This window comes from Streptacidiphilus albus JL83, assembly GCF_000744705.1.
Lineage (GTDB): Bacteria > Actinomycetota > Actinomycetes > Streptomycetales > Streptomycetaceae > Streptacidiphilus > Streptacidiphilus albus.
This window is the reverse complement of sequence record NZ_JQML01000001.1, coordinates 7,853,495-7,877,030: the sequence shown is the minus strand read 5'-3', so window position 1 is coordinate 7,877,030 and position 23,536 is coordinate 7,853,495. Positions and strand designations below refer to the sequence as shown.

24 protein-coding genes and 1 pseudogene are annotated in these 23,536 nt (G+C 74.2%); 14 read left to right on the top strand and 11 right to left on the bottom strand.

Annotation, left to right across the window (positions count from 1 at the left end; all coding sequences use genetic code 11):
* The first annotated feature begins 1 nt into the window (after nt 1).
* Nucleotides 2-1,009, top strand: coding sequence for an EamA family transporter (locus tag BS75_RS34155; RefSeq protein WP_042440713.1), 1,008 nt, complete (start codon nt 2-4; stop codon nt 1,007-1,009).
* Here the strand turns inward: BS75_RS34155 and BS75_RS34150 are convergent.
* The 4 genes from BS75_RS34150 to BS75_RS34135 all read right to left on the bottom strand — a co-directional run bounded on the left by BS75_RS34150 (nt 998) and on the right by BS75_RS34135 (nt 5,548).
* Nucleotides 998-1,546, bottom strand: a complete 549-nt coding sequence (locus BS75_RS34150) for a hypothetical protein (RefSeq protein ID WP_034090980.1) — start codon at nt 1,544-1,546, stop codon at nt 998-1,000. The genes BS75_RS34155 and BS75_RS34150 overlap by 12 nt on opposite strands.
* A 152-nt stretch (nt 1,547-1,698) precedes the next feature.
* A complete protein-coding gene (locus BS75_RS34145) occupies nt 1,699-2,883 on the bottom strand; it encodes a glycosyltransferase family 39 protein (RefSeq protein WP_034094349.1) in 1,185 nt (394 codons plus the stop codon).
* Nucleotides 2,884-2,924: 41 nt separating this feature from the next.
* Complete coding sequence (locus tag BS75_RS34140) at nt 2,925-4,319, bottom strand: MFS transporter (RefSeq protein ID WP_052070061.1); 1,395 nt, start codon at nt 4,317-4,319, stop codon at nt 2,925-2,927.
* A 44-nt stretch (nt 4,320-4,363) separates the two neighbouring features.
* Entirely contained in the window at nt 4,364-5,548 is a 1,185-nt protein-coding gene (locus tag BS75_RS34135; protein WP_034090979.1) for an alpha-hydroxy-acid oxidizing protein, read from the bottom strand.
* 104 nt (nt 5,549-5,652) lie between these two features.
* Between BS75_RS34135 and BS75_RS34130 the strand changes: the two genes are divergently transcribed.
* The 6 genes and pseudogenes from BS75_RS34130 (at nt 5,653) to BS75_RS34110 (ending at nt 10,320) form a co-directional block, all read left to right on the top strand.
* Nucleotides 5,653-6,276, top strand: a complete 624-nt coding sequence (locus tag BS75_RS34130; RefSeq protein ID WP_034090978.1) for a VOC family protein — start codon at nt 5,653-5,655, stop codon at nt 6,274-6,276.
* 260 nt (nt 6,277-6,536) lie between these two features.
* Nucleotides 6,537-6,683, top strand: coding sequence for an MFS transporter (locus BS75_RS50965; protein ID WP_231607976.1), 147 nt, complete (start codon nt 6,537-6,539; stop codon nt 6,681-6,683).
* 57 nt (nt 6,684-6,740) lie between these two features.
* Nucleotides 6,741-7,112, top strand: coding sequence for a GNAT family N-acetyltransferase (locus tag BS75_RS34125; RefSeq protein ID WP_081983432.1), 372 nt, complete (start codon nt 6,741-6,743; stop codon nt 7,110-7,112).
* A 24-nt stretch (nt 7,113-7,136) separates the two neighbouring features.
* Nucleotides 7,137-7,622 (top strand): (4Fe-4S)-binding protein, encoded by a 486-nt coding sequence (locus BS75_RS34120; protein ID WP_063771621.1) that lies wholly within the window; start codon nt 7,137-7,139, stop codon nt 7,620-7,622.
* Between the two features lie 29 nt (nt 7,623-7,651).
* Nucleotides 7,652-7,909 (top strand): annotated as a pseudogene (locus BS75_RS50960) (type B 50S ribosomal protein L31); the annotation flags it as partial.
* A gap of 860 nt (nt 7,910-8,769) precedes the next feature.
* Entirely contained in the window at nt 8,770-10,320 is a 1,551-nt protein-coding gene (locus BS75_RS34110; RefSeq protein WP_231607975.1) for an LCP family protein, read from the top strand.
* 36 nt (nt 10,321-10,356) lie between these two features.
* Here the strand turns inward: BS75_RS34110 and BS75_RS34105 are convergent, their stop codons facing one another.
* Nucleotides 10,357-10,719 carry a cupin domain-containing protein gene (locus BS75_RS34105; protein ID WP_034094345.1) on the bottom strand — a complete coding sequence of 121 codons (363 nt, stop codon included), beginning with the start codon at nt 10,717-10,719 and terminating at the stop codon, nt 10,357-10,359.
* Between the two features lie 316 nt (nt 10,720-11,035).
* Here BS75_RS34105 and BS75_RS34100 point away from each other — a divergent pair, with 316 nt between their 5' ends.
* The 3 genes from BS75_RS34100 (at nt 11,036) to der (ending at nt 14,494) form a co-directional block, all read left to right on the top strand.
* The gene (locus BS75_RS34100; RefSeq protein ID WP_034090975.1) at nt 11,036-12,127 is read left to right on the top strand and encodes a prephenate dehydrogenase; all 1,092 of its coding nucleotides are present in this window, start codon (nt 11,036-11,038) and stop codon (nt 12,125-12,127) included.
* A 60-nt stretch (nt 12,128-12,187) separates the two neighbouring features.
* On the top strand, nt 12,188-12,943 hold the full coding sequence (gene cmk / locus BS75_RS34095) for a (d)CMP kinase (RefSeq protein WP_231607974.1): 756 nt from the start codon (nt 12,188-12,190) through the stop codon (nt 12,941-12,943).
* Between the two features lie 93 nt (nt 12,944-13,036).
* Nucleotides 13,037-14,494: a ribosome biogenesis GTPase Der gene (der, locus tag BS75_RS34090; protein WP_034090974.1), complete on the top strand. Its 1,458-nt coding sequence runs from the start codon at nt 13,037-13,039 to the stop codon at nt 14,492-14,494.
* Between the two features lie 78 nt (nt 14,495-14,572).
* Here der and BS75_RS34085 read toward each other — a convergent pair whose 3' ends face one another.
* Complete coding sequence (locus tag BS75_RS34085; protein WP_408022570.1) at nt 14,573-14,980, bottom strand: hypothetical protein; 408 nt, start codon at nt 14,978-14,980, stop codon at nt 14,573-14,575.
* 85 nt (nt 14,981-15,065) lie between these two features.
* Nucleotides 15,066-15,887, bottom strand: a complete 822-nt coding sequence (locus BS75_RS34080; RefSeq protein WP_034090973.1) for a hypothetical protein — start codon at nt 15,885-15,887, stop codon at nt 15,066-15,068.
* A gap of 591 nt (nt 15,888-16,478) precedes the next feature.
* Here BS75_RS34080 and BS75_RS51700 point away from each other — a divergent pair.
* Together BS75_RS51700 and BS75_RS49630 are read left to right on the top strand one after the other, a co-directional pair.
* A complete protein-coding gene (locus BS75_RS51700) occupies nt 16,479-17,147 on the top strand; it encodes a transglycosylase family protein (protein WP_052070059.1) in 669 nt (222 codons plus the stop codon).
* A complete protein-coding gene (locus BS75_RS49630) occupies nt 17,134-17,271 on the top strand; it encodes a LysM peptidoglycan-binding domain-containing protein (protein WP_197091987.1) in 138 nt (45 codons plus the stop codon). Before BS75_RS51700 ends, BS75_RS49630 begins: the two co-directional genes overlap by 14 nt.
* A 78-nt stretch (nt 17,272-17,349) precedes the next feature.
* On the opposite strand, the gene BS75_RS34065 is transcribed toward BS75_RS49630, so the two are convergent.
* The 4 genes from BS75_RS34065 to BS75_RS34055 are packed head-to-tail and all read right to left on the bottom strand — an operon-like array spanning nt 17,350 to nt 21,254.
* Nucleotides 17,350-18,024 carry an ATP-binding cassette domain-containing protein gene (locus BS75_RS34065; protein ID WP_034090971.1) on the bottom strand — a complete coding sequence of 225 codons (675 nt, stop codon included), beginning with the start codon at nt 18,022-18,024 and terminating at the stop codon, nt 17,350-17,352.
* Nucleotides 18,014-18,724: an ABC transporter ATP-binding protein gene (locus tag BS75_RS52000; RefSeq protein ID WP_331281457.1), complete on the bottom strand. Its 711-nt coding sequence runs from the start codon at nt 18,722-18,724 to the stop codon at nt 18,014-18,016. The genes BS75_RS34065 and BS75_RS52000 overlap by 11 nt, the downstream gene beginning before the upstream one ends.
* Nucleotides 18,721-20,661 (bottom strand): ABC transporter permease subunit, encoded by a 1,941-nt coding sequence (locus tag BS75_RS43625; protein ID WP_331281456.1) that lies wholly within the window; start codon nt 20,659-20,661, stop codon nt 18,721-18,723. Before BS75_RS43625 ends, BS75_RS52000 begins: the two co-directional genes overlap by 4 nt.
* On the bottom strand, nt 20,658-21,254 hold the full coding sequence (locus BS75_RS34055; RefSeq protein ID WP_042440847.1) for a hypothetical protein: 597 nt from the start codon (nt 21,252-21,254) through the stop codon (nt 20,658-20,660). The genes BS75_RS43625 and BS75_RS34055 overlap by 4 nt, the downstream gene beginning before the upstream one ends.
* Before the next feature lie 255 nt (nt 21,255-21,509).
* On the opposite strand from BS75_RS34055, the gene BS75_RS34050 reads away from it, so the two are divergent.
* A complete protein-coding gene (locus BS75_RS34050; RefSeq protein WP_152646350.1) occupies nt 21,510-22,118 on the top strand; it encodes a hypothetical protein in 609 nt (202 codons plus the stop codon).
* Nucleotides 22,109-23,509 (top strand): ABC transporter substrate-binding protein, encoded by a 1,401-nt coding sequence (locus tag BS75_RS34045; RefSeq protein WP_081982903.1) that lies wholly within the window; start codon nt 22,109-22,111, stop codon nt 23,507-23,509. Before BS75_RS34050 ends, BS75_RS34045 begins: the two co-directional genes overlap by 10 nt.
* Nucleotides 23,510-23,536: the final 27 nt, after the last annotated feature.

The window sequence follows — 23,536 nt, the reverse complement described above, 5'->3', positions numbered from 1 at the left end:
AGTGACGGAGCGGAGCACGGCCCGGGCCGGGCAGTTCGGTGCGACGGCCTGGACGGCCCTCGGGCTGGTCTACGTGGTGTGGGGCTCGACCTACCTCGGCATCAGGATCATGGACCGGACCGCTCCGCCGTTCCTCGCCGCCGCCACCCGGTTCCTGATCGCCACACTGCTGCTGGGCGCCTTCTTCGCGCTGCGCCGAGGACCGCGGTCGCTGCGGATCACCCGGCGGCAGCTGGCCTCCTGCGCCCTGGTCGGACTGCTGCTGCTGGTCGGCGGCAACGGGCTGGTGGTGCTGGCGGAGACGGAGGTCCCCTCCGGGCTGACCGCACTGCTGGTCGCCGCCGTGCCGCTGTGGGTGGCGGTGCTGCGCGCGGTCTCCGGCGACCGGCCGCGCCGGACCACAGTCCTCGGCGTGCTGATCGGCTTCGCCGGGCTGGTCGTGCTGAGCGTGCCCGGGATCACCGGCAGCGTCCGGCTCGGCGGACTGCTGCTGGTGATGGCCGCCGCGCTGCTCTGGTCGCTGGGCTCCTTCGCCTCGGCCCGGCTGCCGATGCCGGCCGACCCGTTCGTCGCCAGCGCCTACGAGATGCTGGCCGGCGGGATCGGGGACCTGCTGCTGGGGTTCGCACGCGGCGAGCAGCACCGGGTGCACCTGGCCTCGGTCGGCCTCGAATCCTGGCTGGCCCTGGGCTACCTGGTGGTCTTCGGCTCGGTGGTGGCCTTCTCCGCCTACGCCTGGCTGCTGCAGAACGCGCCGCTCTCGCTGGTCTCCACCTACGCCTACGTCAACCCGGTGGTGGCGGTGGCGCTGGGCTGGCTGGTCCTGGCCGAGCCGGTGAGCTGGCCGATCGCGGTCGGCGGCGGGATCGTCGTGGCGGGGGTGTGCGTGGTCGTCAGCACCGAACGGCGGCGGCAGCCGGAGCCGGCAGAGGCGGGGGCGGCGGATCCGGTCGCGGAGCGGGTGCCGCCGGTCGAGGAGGCCGAGGACGTACGCGGGTCAGCTCGCTGAGCCCACCAGTTCGCGGGCCCGGTCGTCCCGGGCGATGCGCTCGCCGGTCTCGGCGAGCCGCCCGGGCCAGACGTCGTAGGCCGCCATGCCGAACCGGTCGGCCATGTCCTGCCGCGCCGCGAACAGGGCCAGGGCGACGTGCTGCGAGCAGATCATGGCGTCCGGATCGCCGCTGCGCTGGACGGTGATCCCGAAGACGTGCAGCGCCATCCGCAGGACCTCGGACCAGTTGTACGGGAACTCGGCCTCCGCCAGCCGCTCGGACTCGGCCAGCAGCCGCTCCCGTTCGTCCTCGTTCCGCCACAGCCGCAGCGTTTTTGACGGCGGCTCAGTTCGTACACGCCAACGGACGCCGTCCTCCGCCCGGTTGAGGATCGGCTGGGCCTCGACGGTGTTCCACGACCCGTCCTCGTTCCGCGAGTGGTACACCCAGGTGTGGCTGTACACGGACTCCGTCCCGACGGTGATCAGTCGGCCGAGCAGGCCCTTGCCGGTACTGAAGCCGATGTCGCCCGGTTCTATGCCGTCCCCGACCACAGACACTCCTTTGTCTCGGACAGCGGGTTTGACGGGCTGGTGCAGGAGGGGAGCAATGCGGTGAACAGCACCCGGCACGTTACATCATGCGCATGACACGCAAGTGTTCGTACGGAGAACTGTGCCTGACGCAACAGATTCGGACCAGCGGGCTACGAGGGGGCCGCGCCGAGGAAGACCACGAAGACGCCGTAGCCGCCCGAGAGCAGCGTGGCGCAGGTCAGCAGGGCGGTCCGGCGCCGGACCGGCAGCGCCGCGATCCGCTCCGCCAGCGGGAAGAGCAGGGCGAAGGCGGGCAGCAGGAAGCGGGCCAGCGGCGGGTGGGCGGAGGAGTTGCCGAGGTCGAGCACCAGCAGCCCGGCGCTGAAGGCCAGCAGGGCCGGTGGCTGACGGCGGCGCAGCGCCTCCCGGAAGAGCCAGACGTAGGCGATCGCCGTCAGCCCGGTCACCAGCCCGGACCAGGAGCGGTGGACGAAGACCAGGCCGACGTACCAGGCGACGGTCGAGATCCCGGCGTCGAAGCTGGAGCCCCAGGCGTCCTGGATGTGGAAGTAGCCCATGGGCGAGCCGACGACCCAGTCCGTCCACAGCATGTAGCCGACCCAGCCCAGCGGTGCCAGCAGCGCCCCGGCCAGCGGTCGCCAGGGCAGCGGGTCGCTGCGGTGCCACCGGCGCAGTTCGAGCAGCGCGGCCAGGACCACGGCGCCGGTGAGCGCCATCGCGGTGGGCCGGGTCAGCCCGGCGAGCACGGTCAGCGTCCCGGCCCAGAGCCAGCGTCCGCTCAGCACCGCGTACAGCGCCCAGGCCGCGAAGGCGGTGAACAGGGCCTCGGAGTAGGCCAGGTTCTCGATCGCGGCGAGCGGCAGCACGCCCCAGAGCACGGCGGCGACCACTCCGACCCGGTGGCCGCAGCAGTGCGCGGCGCAGGCGTAGATCCCGGCGGCGGCGGCGACCCCGGCCGCGCCGGAGACGACCACCAGTGCGGTGCCGGCCCCGACCGACAGTTGATGGCCGAGCAGCCGGGCGAGCCAGGGGTAGAGCGGGAAGAAGGCGCGCGGCGAGTAGGGGATGCCGTGCTGCCCGATCAGGCCGTTGGAGACCCGGTAGCCGGTCTGCGCGATCCGGACGTACCAGCCGCCGTCCCAGGCGACGGCCAGCCGGGCGAGGGTCGAGTGGTGGTGGCCGCGTCCGTAGGCCAGCAACAGCAGCAGGCCCACGGCCCGGACGGCGAGGTAGCCGGCCACGGCCGGGAGTATTCGCCGGATCAGCGGCGCGGTCCCTGGGGCGGGGCGGTCCGGGGCTGTGGTCCGCGGCGCGGCCGTGTCGACTGTGGTCACTGCCCAACGGTAGGCCACGGCCGGGCCGCGCCGTCGCCGGGTCAGGTTTTCGGCCGCACCGCGACCCAGGACAGCAGCGCCGCCGCGAACATCAGCCCGGCGCAGATCGCCATCGCGCCCCGGAACGCCCCGTCGACCACGGCGGCCCGCTGGTACTCGGTGCCGGACAACCCGACCAGGGCCGGCAGCGCCGCCACCGCGAGCAGGCTGCCGGTGCGCGCCGCCGCGTTGTTGACGCCGCTGGCGATGCCCGCGCGCCGGTCCTCGGCGGCGGCCAGCGCGGTCGCGGTCAGCGGCGCGACCAGCAGCGTCATCCCGGCGCCCAGCACCACCGCGGCCGGCAGGACGTCGGCGGCGTAGGAGGCGTCGGCACCGATCCGCAGCATCAGCAGGATCCCGGCCCCGGCCAGCAGCGGGCCCAGCGTCAGCGGCAGCCGGGGGCCGATCCGCTGGCCGAGCCGGGCCGCGGCCGGGGAGAAGAGCAGCATCAGCAGGGTGACCGGCAGGGTGCTGAGGCCGGCCTCCAGCGGCGGGAAGCCGGCCGCCACCTGGAGTTCCAGCACCAGGAAGAAGAGCACGCCGCCCAGGGCCGCGTAGATCAGCACGGTGGCCACGTTCACCACGGTGAACAGCCGGGAGGCGAACAGGTCCAGCGGCAGCATCGGCCGGGCGGACCGGCGCTCCGTCAGGACGAAGGCCGCGCCGGCGGCGACCGCCGCCGCGCCCGCCCAGGCCGCGAGCGTCGGCGCGGTCGGGGCCGCCGTCAGCGCGGCGGTCAGCGAGCCGAGCGCCAGCGCGGCCAGCCCCGCGCCGCCCAGGTCGAACCGGCCGGAGGCGGACTCGTCCCGGTTCTCCGGCACCTGGCGCAGGGCGATCGCCAGCACGACCGCCGCCAGCGGCAGATTGATCAGGAAGACCCAGCGCCAGCCGGGGCCGCCGACCAGCCAGCCCCCGGCCAGCGGGCCGAGCGCCCCGGCCACGCCGCCGAGCCCGGACCACAGCCCGACCGCCGCCGGGCGGTCCTGTTCCCGGAAGATCGCCTGGATCAGCGCCAGTGAGCCCGGGGCGAGCAGCGCCCCGCCCACCCCCTGCAGCGCCCGCGCCGCGACCAGCACCTCGACGTCGGGCGCGAGCCCGCAGGCCGCCGAGGCCAGGGCGAACCAGACCACGCCGGTCAGGAACACCCGGCGCCGCCCGTAGCGGTCGCCGAGCGCGCCGCCGAGCAGGATCAGCCCGGCGAGCGTGAGCAGGTAGGCGTCGACGGCCCACTGCAGGGCGGAGAGCGGGGCGTGCAGGTCCTCCCCGATCCGGGGCAGGGCGATGTTGACGGCCGAGCCGTCGAGCATCGCCATCGCCGAACCGAGCACGGTGGTGGCCAGTACCCAGCGCCCCTTCGCGCTCGCCAGTGCGACCTCGCCCGGCACCGAACCGCCCATCGCCCGTGCTCCTCGCTCAGCCCCCCGTTCGGGGGAAGGGTCGGCTAGCTCTCGCCGACCGTCGGCGACAGCCGTCGCAGCGCGTCCGGGACGAGGTCGGCCAGGGTCGGGTAGCCGTCCACCGCCATGATCAGGTCGAGCTCGGCCAGCAGCGAGCGCAGCACGTGGACGAGCCCGTCAGTGCCGCCGAGGGCCAGCCCGTAGGCGTAGGGGCGGCCGACGCCGACGGCGGTGGCACCGAGCGCCAGCGCCTTGGCGGCGTCCGCGCCGGAGCGCACGCCGGAGTCGAAGAGCACCGGCAGGCCCTCGGCGGCGGCCACCACCTCGGGCAGGGCGTCGAGCGCGGGCAGCCCGCCGTTGGCCTGCCGGCCGCCGTGGTTGGAGCAGTAGACGGCGTCGATGCCGCCGTCCCTGGCCCGGCGGACGTCCTCCGGGTGGCAGAGCCCCTTGAGGATCAGCGGCAGGCTGGTCAGCGAGCGCAGCCAGTCCAGGTCGGCCCAGGTCAGCGGGTTGCCGAAGATCCGGGTCCAGGCCGTCACGGCCGCGCCCTGGTCCTCCTCCGGGGTCTTCGCCAGCCGCGAGCGGAACACCGGGTCGGTGAAGTAGTTGGCCAGGCAGTGCCCGCGCAGCTGCGGGAAGTTGCCGGTGGACAGGTCGCGCGGACGCCAGCCGGTGACCCAGGTGTCCAGGGTGACCACGATGCCCTTGAAACCTGCCGCCTCCGCACGCCGGACCAGGCTCTCGGCCAGTTCGCGGTCGGTCGGGGTGTAGAGCTGGAAGAAGCCGGGGGTGTCGCCGAACCCCTTGGCGACCTCCTCCAGCGGGTCGACCGAGAGCGTGGACGCCACCATCGGCACGCCCAGCCGGGCGGCGGCCCTGGCCGTGGCGAGATCGCCGTGGCCGTCCTGGGCGCACAGCCCGATCACCCCGATCGGGGACAGGAACAGCGGCGAGGGCAGGGTCAGCCCGAACAGCTCCACGGTCAGGTCCCGCTGCGCGGCCCCGACCAGCATCCGGGGCACCAGCCCCCACTGCGCGAACGCCCGGACATTGGCCCGTTGGGTGAACTCGTCCCCCGCGCCGCCCGCGACGTAGGACCACACGGAGGGCGGCAGCGCGGACTCGGCCCTTCGCTCCAGTTCGGCGAAGGCCATCGGCAGCGTGGGCAGCGTGCCGAACAGGGCACTGAAGTAGATCTCGTTCTGGAAGTCCCCGAACTGAGCGCTCATGGGCACGAGCCTGTCCGAACCGACGGGTCGCCGCAAGACCGGTCGGGCGGAACCGGTCAGGATCGGAGAAGCGCGGTCAGCGGACCGCACCTAGCGTCGTCGTCATGGCATCCATCGAAACCCTCACCCTTGAGGTGGCCGACCCCACGGCCGCCGCCCACTTCTACGCCGCCCTCGGCCTGGGCGACCGGGTGCACCTGCGGGCCTCGGAGGCGCCGACCTCCGGCTTCCGCGGCTACACGCTCTCGCTCACGGTGTCCCAGCCGGGCAACGTCGACCGCCTGGTCGGAGCCGCCCTCGACGCCGGCGCCACCGCCCTGAAGCCGGCCGCGAAGTCCCTCTGGGGCTACGGCGGCGTGGTCCGGGCCCCGGACGGGGCGATCTGGAAGGTCGCGACGTCGAAGAAGAAGGACACCGCCCCCGCCTCGCTGGCGTTCGACGAGATCGTGCTGCTGATCGGAGCGGCGGACGTGGCCGCGAGCAAGCAGTTCTACGTCGACCGCGGCCTCGCCGTCGGCAAGAGCTTCGGCCGCAAGTACGTCGAGTTCGCCACCCCGTCGAGCGCGGTCAAGCTGGCGCTCTACGGGCGCAAGGCGCTGGCCAAGGACGCCGGCGTCCCGATCGACGGCACCGGTTCGCACCGGCTGGTGCTCGGCAGCGACGCCGGTCCCTTCACCGACCCGGACGGGTTCGTCTGGGAGGCCGCGCAGCCGACGCCGGCCCCCTGAGCGATCCGTTTCGCAGGGCCGGAGCCGCCGATCCGTCGTACTGTCGTCTCCGGTGCACGGACGACCGTGCGACCGGGCTGCGGCACCCTGGGGGACGACCGATGGCGGACTCGCCGACCGCTCGCCGCTGCGGACCCTGGGCGCCACTCTGGACCGCAGCATCGTCGCGCCCTGGCCCGAGCCGGCCCTCGCGCTGGACCTGGCCCCCGAGAGCGTACCGGTGGGCGCTGTACCAGGACTCGGCCGACCCGGAGCTCTGGGTGGAGGTCTTCGAGGTCGCCTCCTGGTCCGAGCATCTGCGGCAGCACGACGGGCGGTTGACCGGCTACGACGTCGAACTGCTGGAGCGGGCGCGGAGGCTGGCCGACCAGGAGCCCACCGCCCGGCACCTGCTGCCCCCGCCGTGACCGGCCGCCGTCACCCGCCCGGTTCCCGTGGGGTAGCGCCGGGCCGCCGTGCGGCAGATGCTGGAGCGACCGAGGCGGAGCAGACTCCGCCGCCCGACGAAGCGAAAGCCGGAACCGTTGACCGCAGCACCCCCCGACGTCACCGACGTCCCCGGCGCCCACCAGTACCAGGCCCGCTACGGGGAGGCGCTGGCCGGTCTGGCCCAGTACCTCCGCTCCCCCGGGCTGATCGCCTTCGTCCACACCGAGGTCGACCCGCGCTACGAGGGCCGGGGCGTCGGCTCGGCGCTGGTGCGGACCTCGCTCGACCGGGCCCGTGCCGACGGGGACCGGGTGCTCGCCGTCTGCCCCTTCTACGCCGCGTGGATCGCGCGCCATCCCGACTACCAGGACCTGCTCCACACCAACCGCAGCCAGGTCACGGACTGAGCGGGCGGAGGAGCGGAGGCCGTGATGGCAGACCAACGAACCAGGAGCTACCCGGGCCGGGGCATCACCGTCGAGTACGAGGTCGGCCGGTGCCTGCACGCCGCCGAGTGCGTCCGCGGACTGCCCGGGGTGTTCGACACGGAGCGCCGACCATGGATCGACCCGGACGGGGCCCCGCCGGACGCCGTCGCCGAGGTGATCCGGCGCTGCCCCAGCGGGGCCCTCCGCTACCGCCGCACCGACGGCGGCCCGGACGAGCGGCCACCGGTCCCGACCCGGGTCACCCGGCGCCCGGACGGCGTGCTCCACCTGCACGGCGACCTGCGGATCGAGACCCCGGACGGGCCGGAGAGCGCGACCAGGGCGATGCTCTGCGGCTGCGACCGGACCGCGAACCCGCCCTACTGCGACCACAGCGGCCGCTGCGCCGAGCACGACCCCGCCGGGCACGACTCCCCCGGGCACGACTCCGCCGAGCACGACAAAGGCAGCACCAGCGAGCAGGCTTGAGACAGCAGGCACGAGACGAGGAGCCAGCCATGAAGCAGGACAGCCATCCCGACTACCACCCGGTCGTCTTCCGGGACCGCTCGGCCGGCTACGCCTTCCTCACCCGGTCCACCGCGACCAGCGAGCAGACCATCGAGTGGGACGACGGCAACACGTACCCGGTGGTGGACGTGGAGATCTCCGCCGAGAGCCACCCGTTCCACACCGGACGGGCCCGCACCGTCGACCCCCAGGGCGAGATCGCGAAGTTCCAGCGCCGCTACGGCGCGAGCAGCGCGGACGGCGAGACCGTGCGCCGGCCCACGCCGGACGAGGTCACCCCGGACCGGCTGCTGCACACCGGGAGCGAGGGGGAGGTCTCGGCCGAGGACCTGGTGCTGGCGAGCGGACGCGACCTGACCCCGGCCAGCCTGGAGTGGGCCCGTCGGCGGCTGGCGGAGGAGGGGCGGGCCGCCATGGAGAAGCAGCTGCCCTGATCCGACACGACGTCCGCGGAGGCCCGGTGACACCACGTCACCGGGCCTCCGGTCGTTCCGGACCGTCTGCCCCCGGCATCCGGGGAATCCACCAAGGTCAACATTTTGTGCAAGGCTGTTGATTCATTGCTGCGATCTGTCCCCGCTGCTACGTTCCCGGGCGGCCTGGCCACGATCTGGGGGCTGCGCCGGATCCGGGGCTTCCTGCTGCGCTGAGCCGTCCCCGCACTGCCCCGGACCGACCCGGACCGACCCGGCCGAATCGTGGCGATCTACCGGGATATCAGCGGACAAGCCGGCCCAACCGCTGTGAGCAGCGCGTTCCCGTTGCTCCACGGACAGTCAAAGTCCTTCCCCGGTGCAACCTTTGGCCATCGGCTCGCGTCCGCTGAGGTTGCGCGGTCGTATGCGCCCGGCCCGGTGGCCGGGCGGCCGACGCATCCTGGAGGGTGTCGCCCATGCTGTGCCTCGTTCGTCGTTCGTCGTACCGAAAATGGCTGCCGTCCATACCCGGGGCGCAGGTGAGCGGATGAGCGGGCGGCGGGCAGCGGGACGGGGCAGGCCGGCTCCGGCGGACGGCGCGGGGCCGGCCCCGCCTGCCGGAGGCGGAGGGCCCGCGCAGCGCGGAGCGGCTGCTGCGGCGGCGGCGCCGGCGGAAGGTGCTGACCATCGTGGGCGCGGCCACCGCCGGCGTGGTGGCGGTGGCCGGGGGCGGGGCGACCTACCTGTACTTCCAGCTGAACGGCAACATCCACACCGCGCAGCTGTACAGCGGCGCCAACCGGGCCAAGGCCGTGGGCGTGGAGAAGGCGGACCCCTTCGGCCGGTACCCGCTCAACGTCCTGCTGATCGGCTCGGACACCCGGGGCACCGCCGCGGACGCCAAGCTCGGCGGCGACGGCGGCGCCGGCGCCAACGCGGACGTGGAGATGATCGTCCACCTCTCCGCGGACCGCAGCAACATCACCGTGATGAGCATCCCGCGCGACACCATGATGCAGCTCCCGGCCTGCACCGACAGCAAGACCGGGGCGAGCGAGTCGGGGCTCGACCGCAAGATCACGAACAGTCTCCAGTGGGGTCCCAGCTGCACCGCGATGGCGGTGCACAAGCTGACCGGGATCACCATCGACGACTTCGCGGTGGTCGACTTCGGCGGGGTCGTCGCCATCTCCAACGCGCTGGGCGGCGTCAATGTCTGCGTCAGCAGCAATATGTACGACATCGACTCCGGGCTGAAGCTGACCAAGGGCTACCACCAGCTCAAGGGCGTGTCCGCACTGGAGTTCCTGCGCACCCGGCACGGCTTCGGCGACGGCAGCGACAACCAGGGCCGTACCGCCGGGACCCACATCTTCTTCACCGACATGACCAACAAGCTGAAGAGCGCGGGCACGGTCACCAATGTCGGGGCGATGTACAGCATCGCCAACGCGGCCACCAAGGCGCTGACGGTCAGTCCCGACCTCGGCAGCCCCCTCAAGCTGATCAATCTGGCCGACGACCTGAACAAGGTGCCGACCGACCGGATCACCTTCACCACCATGCAGAACGACCAGGATCCCGACGACTCGTCCTCGGTGGTGGTGGACCCGGCTGCGCAGAACCTCTTCGACGCGATCAAGAGCGACCAGTCGCTGACCGCCGCCAACGGTTCGGCCAGCGGCGCCGGCAGGGCCACGTCGACGGCCACCGCCGCGGCCGCCACGGCCCCGCAGGTGTCCCTCTCCTCGATCGCCGTCGACGTCTACAACGGCACCGAGGTCGACGGCCGGCAGAACACCATCGCCGCCGAGCTGATCAGCGACGGCTTCAGCTCCGGCACGGCCGGCCATCCGCACGCCGACGTCCCGACCAGCTCGCTGACCTACGGTCCGGGCCAGGCCGCCCAGGCGCAGGCCGTGGCGAAGGTCCTCGGCCTGCCCTCCGGCGAGCTGAAGCAGGGCGGCTCCGCCGGACTGTCGCTGGTCATCGGGGCGGACTGGACCAGCGGCGACGCCTTCCCGCACTCGACGCCCTCGGCCCCGCCGGTCAACACCGCCTCGGCGCTGGCCAGCACCGGCGTCCAGTACGCCAACAACAACGGCACCTGCGCCACGGTGAGCCCCGACCAGACCGAGAACAAGCTCGGGCTGGCCGGCGGCGCCGACTGGGAGAGTCCGCCGGAGAGCCCGCTGCAGATGTACAACCTCTACCCGAACGTCCCCGACTCCGCCCCGTAGCCGCTCCGGTCGGCGCGGGCCCGGTCGGCCCGCGCCTCAGGGGACGGCGTAGCCCGCGACGGAGGGCCAGCGGACGGTGAGCACCACCGACTCCTCCTCGGCAATCCAGGAGTGGTCGACGCCGCGGCCCCAGACGACGTAGTCGCCCTGCTCGGCCAGCAGCACGCTGCGGCCCGGGAGTTCGACCCGGAACCGGCCGCTGATCAGGACCAGCAGAGCGGTCCGCTGCTCGCCGCTGACCCACTGGGCGCGGGTGTCGCCGGGCGGGTGGACGCCCCACTTGATCTCGACGTCCTCGCTGTGCCGGGCGTCGCCCTCCGGCTTGAAGTGGCCCAGCAGCCAGCCCCGGTCCAGCGCGGCGTCCGGACCGGCCTTGCCGACGTAGACCCGGTCCTGCACGGCGTTCTGCTCTGCACTGCTGCCCTGCGGGGCCCTGTTCTCGCTCACGCCCAGGGACGCTACACGACCGTGCTCCCGGCCCCCGGGCGTCTCAGTTCATGGACCGGCGATTCCGCATGCTGGTCGTGCTGGCTACTGTGGCGGCGCGTGGGGGGCTCCGCACCGCCGCGCTGATCGGGTCGGCCTGCGCCCCGACCCGATCGGCCGCCGCAGCGGGCGACCGCCGGATCGCGCCACCACCCCGGGAGTTCGCCCGGATAGGGAATCATGGTCCCGCACACCCCGACCCGCAGGCTCTTCGAAGGGCGTAGCCGCCATGCGCACAGCCGCCGTCATCGGCACCGGACTGATCGGTACCTCCGCCGCGCTCGCGCTCAGCGCGCGCGGAATAACGGTCCATCTGCGGGACGCGGACCCGGACGCCGCCAGGACGGCCGCCTCGCTCGGGGCCGGCACCCTGGACGCGCCGGCCGCCCCGGTCGACCTGGCGATCATCGCCGTCCCGCCGGCCCTGATCGCCTCCGTCCTGGCCGACTGCCAGCGGGAGGGCCTGGCCCGCTGGTACACCGACGTGGCCAGCGTCAAGGCCGGACCGCGCCGTGACATCGCCGCGCTGGGCTGCGACACCGTCCACTACATCGGCAGCCATCCGATGGCCGGGGCGGAGCGCAACGGGCCGCTGGCCGCGCGGGCCGACCTGTTCGAGGGCCGGACCTGGGTGCTGACCCCGATGCCGGAGACCGACACCGACACCCTCAACGCCGCGCTGGAGCTGGTCGCCCTCTGCGGGGCGGTGCCGGTGGTGATGGAGGCGGGGGCGCACGACCGCGCGGTGGCCCTGGTCTCGCACACTCCGCAGGTGCTGGCCAGCCTGGTCGCCGCCCGGCTGGAGCAGGCGGAGGAGAACGCGGTGCGGCTGGCCGGTCCCGGCATCCGCGACACCACCCGGATCGCCGCCTCCAACCCGGCGATGTGGGTGGAGATCCTCAGCGCCAACGCCGGGATGGTCGCCGACGTGCTGGAGGAGCTGGCCGCCGACCTCGGCGGCGCGGTCGCCGGGCTGCGCTCGCTGGAGGCCGCCGACGAGGCCAAGCGCGGCGAGGGCGCCCACGCCGTCGAGGACGTGCTGCGGCGCGGCAACGCCGGCCGGGCCCGGATCCCCGGCAAGCACGGGGCTCCGCCGACCCGCTACGAGACGGTCGCGGTGCTCATCGGCGACCAGCCGGGCGAGCTGGCCAGGCTGTTCGCCGAGGCCGGAAGGGCCGGGGTCAACATCGAGGACGTGCTGATCGAGCACTCCACCGGCCAGCAGGCCGGCCTGGTCCAGCTGATGGTCGCGCCCTCGGCCGCGCCCTCGCTGGCCGTCGCCCTGACCGACCGGGGCTGGCGGGTGCGCTCGGACCGGTAACCTTGGGGGAGACCCCATGTCCGCCGCGCCGTGCAGAAGCCGTAGAGAAGGACGTTCACCGTGGAAACAGCCGACCGCTCGGACGCCCCGGCGATCGCCGACGACCTGGCGCCGGCCGGCCCCGTGGTCGTCGTCCTCGACGGCCCGGCCGGCACCGGCAAGTCCACCGTCTCCCGGGAGATCGCGGCACGGCTGGGCCTGAGCTTCCTGGACACCGGCGCGATGTACCGGGCGATGACCTACTGGCTGCTGGAGAACGGCGTGGACGTCGAGGACGCCGACGCGGTGGCGGTGGCCTCCGGCAAGCCGGTGGTGCGCTCCGGCACCGACGCGGCGGGACCGACGATAACCGTGGACGGGGTGGACGTCTCCGGCCCGATCCGGGGCCCCGAGGTCACCGCCGCCGTCAGCGCCGTCTCGGCCGTCCCCGAGGTCCGCACCCGGATGGTCGAGCTGCAGCGCGGCTCCGCCGCCGCCGCGCCGGTCGGCATCGTCGCCGAGGGCCGGGACCTGGGCACGGTGGTCTTCCCGCGGGCGGACCTCAAGGTCTACCTGACCGCCTCGGCGGAGATCCGGGCCACCCGCCGGGCCGCCCAGCTGGGCGTCACCGACGCGGCGGGGATCACCGCGATCCTGCTCGACATCGAGCGCCGCGACGCCGCCGACTCCGGGCGGGCGACCTCGCCGCTGGCCAAGGCCGCCGACGCGGTCGAGGTCGACACCGGCGAGATGACGCCGGAGCAGGTCGTCGACCGGATCATCGCGCTGGTGCACGGTCGGGTCGCCGTCCCGGTGGACCGGTCCCGGCGGTCCTGAGCGCCCGGCGCCCCAGGGCGCGGACGCAGACCCACCCCATTGAGCTTTGAGCGCCCCACCGGGGCGACCACGAACGAGAGTTGGCACGGGCACATGAGCAACGAGGAGATCGTCGGCAACAGCGGCGGCGAGGACGCGCTGGACGCGGCGGACTACGCCGAGTTCATGGCGCTCGCGGCCGAGGAGGGCTTCGACCCGGAGGAGATCGGCAGTCTGGCCCTGGAGGGCCCGATGCCGGTCCTCGCCGTGGTCGGACGCCCCAACGTCGGCAAGTCGACCCTGGTGAACCGGATCATCGGCCGCCGCGAGGCGGTCGTCGAGGACCGTCCCGGGGTCACCCGCGACCGGGTCGAGTACGAGGCGACCTGGAACGGCCGCCGCTTCAAGCTGGTCGACACCGGCGGCTGGGAGATCGACGTCTTCGGGCTCGACGCCATGGTCGCCGCCCAGGCCGAGCTGGGCATCCAGAACTCCGACGCGGTGCTGTTCGTGGTGGACGCCACCGTCGGCTCGACCGACACCGACGAGGCGCTGGTCAAGCTGATCCGCAAGTCCGGCAAGCCGGTCGTGCTCTGCGCCAACAAGGTCGACGGCCTGTCCGGCGAGGCCGACGCGGCGATGCTGTGGTCGCTCGGCCTCGGCGAGCCCTACTGCGTCTCCGCGCTGCACGGCCGCGGCTCCGGCGACCTGCTGGACGCCATCCTGGACAAGCTGCCGCCCGCGCCCGAGCAGGTCTTCGGCGGCATCCCGGAGGGCGGCCCGCGCCGGGTGGCGCTGATCGGCCGTCCCAACGTCGGCAAGTCCAGCCTGCTGAACAAGGTGGCCAAGGAGGACCGGGTCGTCGTCAACGAGCTGGCCGGGACCACCCGCGACCCGGTCGACGAGCTGATCGAGCTCGGTGGCAAGACCTGGAAGTTCATCGACACCGCAGGCATCCGCCGCCGGGTGCACCAGACCGCCGGCGCCGACTTCTACGCCTCGCTGCGCACCTCCGCCGCGCTGGAGAAGGCGGAGGTGGCGGTCGTCCTGATCGACGCCAGCGAGACGCTCGCCGAGCAGGACACCCGCATCATCAGCATGGCCGTGGACTCCGGCCGCGCCGTCGTCGTGGCCTACAACAAGTGGGACCAGCTCGACGAGGAGCGCCGTTACTACCTGGAGCGGGAGATCGAGCAGGACCTGGTCCAGGTGCAGTGGGCGCCCCGGGTCAACGTCTCCGCGCTCACCGGCCGCCACATGGAGAAGCTGGTGCCGGCCATCGAGACCGCGCTGGAGGGCTGGGAGACCCGGATCCCGACCGCGCGGCTGAACGCCTTCCTCGGCGAGCTCGTCGCCGCCCACCCGCACCCGGTGCGCGGCGGCAAGCAGCCCCGCATCCTGTTCGGCACCCAGGCCGGGGTGAAGCCCCCGCGCTTCGTGCTCTTCGCCTCGGGCTTCATCGAGGCCGGCTACCGGCGCTTCATCGAGCGCCGGCTGCGCGAGGAGTTCGGCTTCGTCGGCACGCCGATCTCCATCAGCGTCCGGGTGCGCGAGAAGCGCGGACGCAAGTAGGCAGCAAGCAGCGGGAAGCTCGGCCCTCGGACCTGACGGTGTCCGGGGGCCGTCGGCGTTCCCGGGGCCGGGGCCCGGTCAGCCCTGGCCGGGTGGCAGCGAGAGGTAGCCCCGGTGCCGGCCGCTCCGGCCGTAGCCGCCGCCGAAGAACGACCCGTGGCCCTGCGGGGCGGGCTGCTCCCAGGGGGCGTAGCCGGTCGCGCTGCCGTAGTAGCCGAAGCCGGTGAAGGTGAGGTCCTCCTCGTCGCTGCGGTCCCCGGGCAGGGCCCGGAACAGCCGCCGGAACTCGGAGTACAGCGCGTCGAAGATCGGCGTCGCGGAGGGTTCCCCGGCCTCGGCCGCCCAGGGGCCCGGTCCGCCGGGCACCCGCGGCTGCGGCACGGACTGCTGCGAGAGCGCGGGGAGGGAGCCCGGACCCGGCGGCGGGTACGGGACCTCCTGCTCGACGGGGCGGCGCGGTGGGAGGAAGGAGTTGTAGGTCTGCACACCATGGCCAACGACCGGCCGCCCGCCGGGATGCGGCCCCGGACGCTTCGGTCCGGGGCCGGCCGGGGCGAATTCCCAGGTCGACTCAGGTGCCCGCGAGCGGGAGGACCGCCCCGAGCAGCAGCCCGCGCTGCGCGGCGCTGTCCATCGCCAGCCGCATCAGGTCCTCCCGGGGCTGGCGGCCGATGCTGCCGGCCGGAGCCGCGTACATCACCACCTCGCCCTGCTGGTTGGCGGCGGACCGCCAGGCGTCGGTGACCTGCAGCGGCTGGTGCGCCTGCCACCAGGCGACGGTTCCGCCGCCCTGTGCCGGCTGGAGCACCGCGTGCAGCTGGCCCATCGCCATCAGCACGGACCAGCCGCGCAGCTCGGCCGGCGGCTGGTCGACGTCGGCGACCTGGTCGAAGCCGTGCTCGCGGAGCAGCTCGACGAAGTGGTCCTGGCCGAAGCTGCTGCCGGGACGGCCCACCGGTCCGGTCGGCTCGACCACCAGCGCGGCCCGGGGCGCACCGGCGTGCGGCCCGTACTTGCACAGCACCAGGCCGCAGGTGACGCCGAGGACCGCCGCGGCGGGCTCCTGGCCGGGCACCGCGGCCGGGGCCGGGGCGAGCGGCTCGTAGGACTCGGCGCGGGGCTGGTTGATGCTGGCCACCGCGCCGAGCAGCTGTTCCTCGGCGACCGGGATCACCTGCGAGGGGATGCAGCGGGAGTGGGCGAAGGCCAGCACGGCGGTCTCCTCGCCGACGAACAGCACGGTCGCCGTCGGGTCGAGGCCGACGTCGCCGGGGGCGCGGCAGGAGGTGCAGTCGTAGCGGTCGGGAGCGGTGGCCCCGGCGAGCAGCCGATCGGCCTCGTCGTCACCGATCTCGGCACGTACCTCGTCGCTGACGTCGATCAAGCGCGGCACGAAGACTCCTTGGTTTGCGGGAGCGGAGGGCCGGGGGCGGGACTGCCTCAGCCGTGATGACAAACGGACCAGGTGTGGTCCGGGTCACGGTTGGGCTCGATCCAGTCGGGGAAAGGCTTGATCCTTTGCTACCTGCGGTGCGTCACCGGTGACTCCCGGTCGACCGTGTGGCGGGGCTCACCAGCACATCCGTGTGGCACAGGACACTCGGAGGGGCCTCAAAGATCGGCAATAGCCGGTAAATGTCCCTTATGTGGCTGTTATCCGTGATCGATACCACCGGTAACGGCGGCCTGAGCTGGGGCTAAACCGATTCATTTGAATGCTCACCCCAGGTTGCCTACGTTCAACGGCATCCGGTGCAACGAGCACCACCCGGGTTCGCCCACCTCCGCAGGTCTCCTCCTGGTTCGCATCGGGAGCACCTGCCCGCCGCCGTCACAGACAGGTCGGCGGCGCGTGGTGGGTGTCGGGACGACCGGTCCGCGCCACCTGCGCGATCCGGCCGTCCTACGAGACGGGACCGAGCGGATCGACACGTGCCCCGGCACGTCTTCCGCACGTCCCGCCGGGGCTGTCGAGAGGGACTTCATGATCTTCCGCCGTGAGAACGACGCTGCCATCACCGCCGCCGCTGCCGTTGAGGGCAAGGCCAAGCGCAACAGCCGCATCCGTGCGGCCGTCATCGCCGGTGTGGTCGTCGCCGCCCCCGTGGCCGGTCTGGTCACCGCCACCACCGCCTCCGCCGCCTCGGTCTCCACCTGGGACGCCGTCGCGCAGTGCGAGAGCAGTGGCAACTGGGCGGCCAACACCGGCAACGGCTTCTACGGTGGCCTGCAGTTCACCCCGTCCACCTGGGCCGCCTTCGGTGGCACCGCGTACGCCTCCTCGGCGGACCAGGCCACCCAGGGCCAGCAGATCACCGTCGCCGAGGCCGTCCTCGCCTCCCAGGGCCCCGGCGCCTGGCCGGTCTGCGGCCCCCAGGCCGGCCTCACCGCCGGTGGCGCCGCCGCCCAGGTGAGCACCGCGGGCAGCAGCTCCAGCTCGTCCTCCTCGTCGAGCAGCAGCGACAGCAGCAGCAACAGCTCGAACAGCTACAGCAGCAACAGCAGCTCGGACGCGGCCCCGGTCGCCAGCAGCGCCCCGGTGGCCGCCCCCAGCACCCCGCCCCCAGCGCCCCGGCCTCGGCCCGGCCGTGACCGGCTCCGCCCCGGTCTCCGGCTCCACCGCCTCCGGCAGCTACACCGTGCAGTCCGGTGACACCCTGAGCGCCATCGCGGCCGCCCACGGCACCACCTGGCAGCACCTGTACCAGGACAACTCGTCCGTCATCGGCGGCAACCCGGACCTGATCTTCCCGGGCCAGGTCATCACCCTCGGCTGACACCGGGGCGATCACTGACACTGCGGCGCGGCAACCCGGTCATCCGGGCGGCCGCGCCGCTGTCGTGCGCGGGGCCGGTCACGGCCCCGGCGGTTCCGTGCCGGGCTCGCCGGCGAAGGCCACCGCGCCCCGGTGGATCCGGTAGACCAGGTCCGGGCGCAGCGGCGCGGGCGGCGGCGTCTGCTCGGCCAGCACCACCGTCCGGCCCGCCGCCACCGCCGCCGCCAGCGCGGTCCTGACCCGGTCCAGCACCGGCCCGGCCAGTCCGCGCCCCGGCTCGTCCAGCAGCAGCAGTCGCGAGGGCCCGGCCAACGCCCGTGCCAGCGCCAGCAGTTGCTGCTCACCGCCGGAGAGCCGGCCGGCCGGGCGGTCCAGCAGCGGGAGCAGTTCCGGAAAGAGCGCCTCCGCCGCCGCCCGGCCGCGCGGCCCCAGCAGCGACAGGTGCTCCGCCGCCGAGAGCGAGGGGAAGACCGCCCGCTCGGACGGGACCAGGCAGATGCCCAACCGGGCCCGGCGGTAGGTCTCCAGCCGGGTGATGTCGCGCGGACCGCCCGCCCCGGCGTGCCAGAGCACCCGGCCGGACGACAGCGGGACCGTCCCGGCCAGCGCCTGGAGGGCGGTGCTGCGCCCGGCGCCGTTGCGGCCCAGCAGCAGCGTCAGCCGGCCCGAGGGGATGCGCAGGTCGACGCCGTGCAGGGCCTCCAGCGGTCCGTAGCGGGCCCGGGCCCGGTCCAGGCTGATCTCAAGCGGCACCGGACCGCCCTCCGCCGACGGCGGTGGCCCGGACCGCGCCGGTCCGGCCCCGGTCCATGGTGTAGACGGTGTCGGCGATCCGGTCGACCAGTTCGCGGTCGTGCTCGACCAGCAGCACCGCCAGTCCGTTCCCGGCCAGCGCCCGCAGCAGCAGGGCCAGCCGCTCGGTCTCGGCCCGGTCGAGTCCGGCGGCGGGTTCGTCCAGCAGCAGCACGCCGGGGTCGGCGGCGAGGGCACGGCCCAGCTCGACCAGGCGCAGGACGCCGCCGGGCAGGGCGGCGGCGGGCCGGTCGCGCAGCCCGGCCAGGCCGAGCAGGGCGAGGGTGCGCCCGGTCGCCCGCGCCGCCTCGGCCGGCGCCCGGCGTCCGGCCTGCTCGGCGCCGATCCGGACGTTCTCGCCGACGGTGAGCCGGGGGAACACGGCGATCTGCTGGAAGGTGCGGGCCAGGCCGAGCCGCGCGCGGTCGTGCTCGGGCAGCCGGGTGATGTCGCGCCCGGAGAGCAGGATCCGGCCGGAGTCGGGGCGCTGCGCGCCGCTGAGGCAGTCGAAGAGGGTGCTCTTGCCAGCTCCGTTGGGGCCGGTCAGCGCGGTGATCCGCCCGGCCGGGACGACCAGGTCGGCCTCGTCCACGGCGGTGACGCCGCCGAAGCGGCGGACGATCCGCCGGGCGGTCAGCCGGTCCCCCGGCGGGCGGCTCACGGCCCGCCGCCCTCGGCCCGCGCCGCCTGCGCGGCCCGCGCCACCCGCCCGGCCACCCGGCGGCCCAGCGGGCCGAGCCGGACCGCCGGGGCCGGGCGCGGCTCCGGCGGCAGCTCCGGCTCGACGCCCAGGGCCTGCGGCAGCCGGCCCTGGAGCAGCGCCAGCGCGCCGACCACGGCGGTGGACACCCCGGGCAGCGTGCCGGCGTCCAGGGCGGTGAGCACGGCGGCGGCGAGCACCGCGCCGAGGGCGCTGTCGACCCCCGCCACCACCACGGCGGCGAACCAGACCAGGCCGTAGACCGGGTCGAAGCTGTCCGGGTCGAAGGCCTGGACGCCCAGCCCGAGCAGTCCCCCGCCCAGGGCGGCGAGGGCCGCGCCGACGGTGAAGGCCAGCAGCTTGACCCGGGCGACGGCCACGCCGGAGGCCGCGGCGGCGGGCTCGTGGTCGCGCACCGCCCCCAACGCCCGTCCGGTGCGCCCCCGGTGCAGCGCCCGCACCAGCAGCAGCGAGCCGCCGAGCAGCAGCAGCTCCAGGCCGTAGAAGACCCGGTCGTCGCCCAGCAGCCCGGTCCGGTCGAGCAGCAGTCCGCTTGCCGCGTAGGGCTGTTGGAAGACCAGTCGGCTGAGCGCGGTGCCGACGGCCAGGGTGGCCAGGGCCAGCGCCAGCCCCCGGCGGTGGACGGTGGGGCGGCCGACCAGCAGGCCGAGCAGGGCGGCCACCGCGACGGCGGCGGCCAGTGCCGCCGCGACCGGCAGCCGGGGCAGGCCGGGGATCCCGCCGCCCGCGAACAGCCCGGTGGCCAGCGCGCCCAGGCCGGCGTACCCGGCCTGGCCGAGCGAGATCTGTCCGGCGTAGCCGGTGACCACCACGATCGAGAGCAGCACCAGGGCCAGCGCCGGGACCTGGAGCGCCGCGCGCAGGTCGTCGGCACGGAAGGCCAGCGGCAACAGCAGGAGCGGGGCGAGCAGCCCGGCCGGGAGCGGCCCGCGACCGGGGGGCCGGGCCGAGGCCAGAGCCGGCTCGTAGCCGCCGCGGGTGGCCGGGGGCAGCAGCCGGGGCAGCAGCACGGCGGCCAGCAGCGCCAGCACGAACAGGTCGGCGTCCCCGGCCTGGAGCAGGGACTGGGCCGCGCCCCGGAAGTGGAACTGCGTCAGTTCGCTCTGGGCCACGCCGAGCAGCAGCGCGGCGGCGATGGCGACCGGAACGCTGCGCAGCCGGGCCAGGATCGCCACCGCCATCGTCTCCATGACCAGCAACGGCAGCCCGTAGGGGTCGAGTTGGAGACTCGGGGCGAGCAGCACCCCGGCCGCCCCGGCGGTGAAGGAGCTGAAGGCCCAGCCGACCGAGGAGACCATGTCGGCGTCCAGACCGCCGAGTTCGGCGAGTCGGCGATCGTCGACGACGGCGCGCAGGCTGGTCCCGAAGGCGGTCCAGCGGGTGACCGCGCCCCAGCCTGCGGCGAGCAGCAGCACCGCGCCCAACTCCAGCACGGTGTCGAGGCGCAGGTCGATCCCGGCCACGGTGGCGAGCCGCTGCTGCGGCAGCAGGGAGGGGGCGTCGGTCCGCGCGGCCGGCCCCCAGAGCAGGTACGCGCCGCCGGTGAGCAGCACGAACACGCCGATCCCGGCGACCAGGCCCTCCCCAGGCCCGGCCCGGCGGCGTTGCAGCCGGCGGAAGACCAGGACGTCGAGCAGGACGCCGAGGCCGGGCGCGAACAGCAGCAGGCAGCAGCAGGCGGCGAGGGCGCGCGGCCAGTGCCAGACCACGACGGTCTGCCGGAGCAGGTAGGCGGTGACCATGGCGATGGCGCCCTGGGCGACGTTGAGCACCCCGGTCGCCCGGTGGCAGACGACCAGCCCGAGGCCGGCCAGCGCGGCGGCGGAGCCGACGGCGACCCCGGCCGGCACCAGCTCCAGGGCGAGGGGCGCGCTCACCCCGGATCGGCCCCGGGCGCACCGACGGGATCAGGATCGGGATCGGGCTTGAGGTCGGCGTCGGCCGGGCCGACCGGGTCGGGGTCGCAGAGCGGGCAGGGCCGGAGGCCGCGCGCGGCGACGGCGGTGCGGCCGACCGGCTGCGGGTCGTCCCGGCCCTGGACCAGCAGGCAGTCGGGACGGTGGTAGGTGCCGCCACCGGGCACGACCAGCAGCCGCCCCCGGGCCGGGGCAGCCGTCGTACCGAGGCCCGACCCCTCCTTCGCGGCGAGCGGTTCGCGGGCCGCCTCCTCGGTCAGCAGCCGGTACAGGATCTCCAGTTGACGGAGTATCTGCTGCTGGTCGGCGTCGGGCCCGCCGGTCCGGCGGCCCAGGGCCAGCAGCACCGTGCCGGCCAGCAGCAGGGCGGCGCCGGGCGCCGTGGCCGAGGCCAGGTAGGGAAGCTGCCGGGCGGTGTAGCGCTCGCCGGAGACGCCGTACCAGCCGAGGAAGAGCAGGCCGATGCCGAGGACCAGGGCGATCCAGCCGAGCCGGGGCCGCAGCGACCGCAGCAGGTCGGCCGGACGGGCGGAGCCCTGCGGTAACCGCACCATGGTCCCCCGCCTCCCCGACCCCGAGGGGCCTCGCCGACCGGGCCGCCGCAGCGGTCGTCACCAGCAAAGCACAGGGGCCGCGCGGGCTCCATGGTGCTGCCGCGAATGGTGCCGGAGATTCCGCCGGAGCCGGCGGAGGGTCACGTTCCGCCATCGATTGCCGACCGGACGGGTTACGCAGCGGAGTTGACCCGCTAGCGTGGTGAGAACTGACGGTGAGTCAGATTTGATTCCGAGAGGGCAGGTGCGGGATTCATGGCCAGAGGTTCCATAGCGCGGAGTTCGACCCTTCGACGGCACGGCGCGGGGCTGGGGGCGGTCACGGCGGTGCTGCTGCTCGCGGCCTGCGGCAGCAGCGGCGGCAGTAGCAGCCCGTCGTCCAGCAGCCCCACGCCGAGCGCGACCAGCGCGGCGCCCTCCCCGTCGGGCGCGCCGGCGACCACGGCAGTGGCTGCGGGCTGTCCCAGCACCTTCGGCGCGACGATCAGCGGCCTCGGTCCGGCCGACACCCTCGGCGCAGCCACCGCCGTGTCCACGTCCTACCAGCAGTTCTTCGACCCGGCCACGCCCGCCACCACCAAGATCGGGCTGCTGCAGAACGGCACGGCCTTCGTCCCGGTGATGCAGAGCCTGGCCAGCACCCCGCTGGCGAGCAAGGCCACGGTGAGCGTGACCGCGGTCGACTTCACCGGTGCCGCCACCGCGAACGTCACCTTCAACCTCTGCGAGAGCGGATCCATCGTGATGCCGGCCTCGGCGGGCAAGTCCGTGCTGGTCAAGGGGGTCTGGCAGGTCGCCGACGCGACCCTGTGCGGGCTGGTCAAGCTGAACAGCGGCGGCGCGGCAGTCCCCGGATGCTCCTGAGCAGCCGCAGCCTCCCGGAGCCGGGCAGCCGTCGCCGTCCCCGCCGCGGGCCGGCGGCGGGGCCGGTCGCCGTGCTCGCGCTGGTGCTGGCCGCCGCCCTGCCGCTGGCGGCCTGCGGCAGCAGGCTGCCGGAGCGGGACTTCTCCGGCGGCTCCAGCGCCTCCACGACCGGCCCGGCCGCACCCGCCGCCGCGCCGGTCACGGTCGGCATCATCACCTCCGTGACCAGCCCGCTGGGCGTGAACGAGTTCAGCGGCCCGCTCTACGGCGCGCAGGCGTTCTTCCGCGCCCTGGACGCCGCCGGCGGCCTGGACGGCCACCAGGTGCACGTCATCACCTGCGACGACAGCGGTGACGGCGGGGAGAACCAGACCTGCGTCCACCAGCTGGTCGACCAGGACCACGTGGTGGCGCTGGTGGCCGGCAGCGAGCTGGACTACGCCGGCGCGCCCTACGTGGCCGCCCAGCACGTGCCCGACATCGGCGGCGAGCCGATCAGCACCGCCTACGACCAGTACCCGTACCTCTACCAGATCTACGGCAGCTCGGAGCCGCGCGACGGCGGCTCGGTCGGCTGGAACGGCACCGAGTACCAGACCACCGAGGTCTACCAGTACTTCCGGCAGAAGCTGGGGCTCCGCCGGGCCACCGTCGTCTCGTACAACCAGGTGGACTCCACCCGCTACGCGGCCGAGCTGGTCCAGGGCCTGAAGGCCGAGGGCTACCAGGTGATGAGCCAGACGGTCGACTTCGAGCTGCCGGACTTCGCCGCGGTCGCGGCCGACATGAAGTCCCAGGGCGCCCAGCTGCTGATGGACGCCCTGGACACGCCCGGCAACATCGCGCTGTGCCAGGCCATGGCCGCCGACGGGGTGACCGTGGCGGCGAAGGTGACCAACGACCAGAACTGGTCCGAACAGGTCCGGCAGGACTACGCCGCCGTCCCCGGCTGCCGCAACGTGCTGTGGGTGACCTCGGACAGCCGCAACTACGAGGACGTCCAGTACCCGGCGGTGGCGGCCTTCCGGGCGGCGATGCAGCGCTACTACCCGGAGCGGGCCGCGCTGATGTCGCAGTGGGAGCTGGAGGGCTGGGCGGCGGCCCAGTGGTTCGCCGACGCGGCCCTGTCCTGCGGGGCCGGCCAGGTGGACCGGGCCTGCGTGAACGCCTTCATGGAGCGCCCCCAGCCCTATGACGCCCACGGGCTGCTGATCCCGACCGACTTCACCGCGAAGCCGCCGCCCACCGGCGAGCAGCGGGCCTGCCTGGACGTGGCCCGCTGGGAGGACTCGGCGACCTTTCCGGGCGGCGTCAGGGGCGGCTGGGTCACCCAGGTGCCGAACATGGACACCGACTGCTTCGAGGTCCCGGCCCTGCCGTTCCGGCCCTGACACCCCGGCAGGGGGCGGGGACGGTCT

Bases quoted from the DNA above. Each gene is read 5' to 3' on its own strand.
- BS75_RS34140 (WP_052070061.1), bottom strand. From the start codon at position 4,319: ATGGGCGGTTCGGTGCCGGGCGAGGTCGCACTGGCGAGCGCGAAGGGG.
- BS75_RS34135 (WP_034090979.1), bottom strand. From the start codon at position 5,548: ATGAGCGCTCAGTTCGGGGACTTCCAGAACGAGATCTACTTCAGTGCC.
- BS75_RS34130 (WP_034090978.1), top strand. From the start codon at position 5,653: ATGGCATCCATCGAAACCCTCACCCTTGAGGTGGCCGACCCCACGGCC.
- BS75_RS34125 (WP_081983432.1), top strand. From the start codon at position 6,741: ATGCTGGAGCGACCGAGGCGGAGCAGACTCCGCCGCCCGACGAAGCGA.
- BS75_RS34120 (WP_063771621.1), top strand. From the start codon at position 7,137: ATGGCAGACCAACGAACCAGGAGCTACCCGGGCCGGGGCATCACCGTC.
- BS75_RS34100 (WP_034090975.1), top strand. From the start codon at position 11,036: ATGCGCACAGCCGCCGTCATCGGCACCGGACTGATCGGTACCTCCGCC.
- der (WP_034090974.1), top strand. From the start codon at position 13,037: ATGAGCAACGAGGAGATCGTCGGCAACAGCGGCGGCGAGGACGCGCTG.
- BS75_RS51700 (WP_052070059.1), top strand. From the start codon at position 16,479: ATGATCTTCCGCCGTGAGAACGACGCTGCCATCACCGCCGCCGCTGCC.
- BS75_RS34055 (WP_042440847.1), bottom strand. From the start codon at position 21,254: ATGGTGCGGTTACCGCAGGGCTCCGCCCGTCCGGCCGACCTGCTGCGG.
- BS75_RS34050 (WP_152646350.1), top strand. From the start codon at position 21,510: ATGGCCAGAGGTTCCATAGCGCGGAGTTCGACCCTTCGACGGCACGGC.
- BS75_RS34045 (WP_081982903.1), top strand. From the start codon at position 22,109: ATGCTCCTGAGCAGCCGCAGCCTCCCGGAGCCGGGCAGCCGTCGCCGT.